Annotated in this window: 1 protein-coding gene; it reads left to right on the forward strand. The window is 64.8% G+C overall.

Features of this window, described 5'->3' with window-relative positions:
• A partial coding sequence (locus RM530_RS18385; protein WP_311366722.1) for an IS110 family RNA-guided transposase occupies window positions 1-878 on the forward strand: 878 nt, incomplete at both ends.

An 878-nucleotide genomic window follows, 5' to 3' on the forward strand; every position in this document is an offset into this window, starting at 1 on the left:
TTGGCCCGCGCGGGACTGTTGCGCGGCTCGTTTGTGCCGCCCGCCAAACTTCGGGAACTGCGCCCGATCGCCCGCCAACGACAGAAACTGGTCGGCCAGTTGGCTTCGGAGAAGAACCGGCTGCACAAGGTGCTGACCGACGGCGGGGTGCGCCTCGGTGTGGTGGTCAGCGACCTGCATGGGCAGTCGGCCCGGGCCATGGTCAAGGCCATCATCGCGGGCCAGCCTCCCCAGGAAGTGCTCACGCTGGCCAGCCGGCGACTGAAGGCAAGCCGGGAGGAAATCTTCGACGCCTTGCAGGGCGAGCTGACCGCCAGCCACCGCTTCGTGCTCGATGAGCTGATGCAGCATATCGAGGAGATCGAGGCCCGCATTGCCCGCTTCGAGGCGCGTCTGCTGGCGGAGCTTGCCGGCGAGCTCAACACCCTGGCTCTGCTGCAAACGATACCCGGCGTCGATCGGATCGGCGCCGCCATGCTGCTGGTCGAAATTGGCACCGATATGGATGCCTTCGGCAGCGCCGATCGCCTGGCGTCGTGGGTGGGCATCTGTCCAGGCAACAACGAGTCGGCCGGCAAGCGCAAGTCCGGCCACGTCCGCAAAGGCAATCTCTACGTTCGCCGTCTGCTCTGCGAGTTTGCACATGCCGCCAGCCGCACCACGTCGGTGTTCAAGTCGAAGTTCCAGGCGCTCCGCCTACGGCGCGGTCATAAGCGCGCCATCATCGCCATCGGCCACAAAATCCTGCGCACCCTCTTCTTCATGCTCAAACGGCGCGAACATTACCGGGACTCCGCCACTGACTATGAAGCCCTGTCCGTTCAACGCAACGCCCCGCGCTGGATCAAGGCCCTGACCAAGTTCGGATTCATCGCACC

Source organism: Banduia mediterranea, assembly GCF_031846245.1.
Classification (GTDB): Bacteria; Pseudomonadota; Gammaproteobacteria; order Nevskiales; family Nevskiaceae; genus Banduia; species Banduia mediterranea.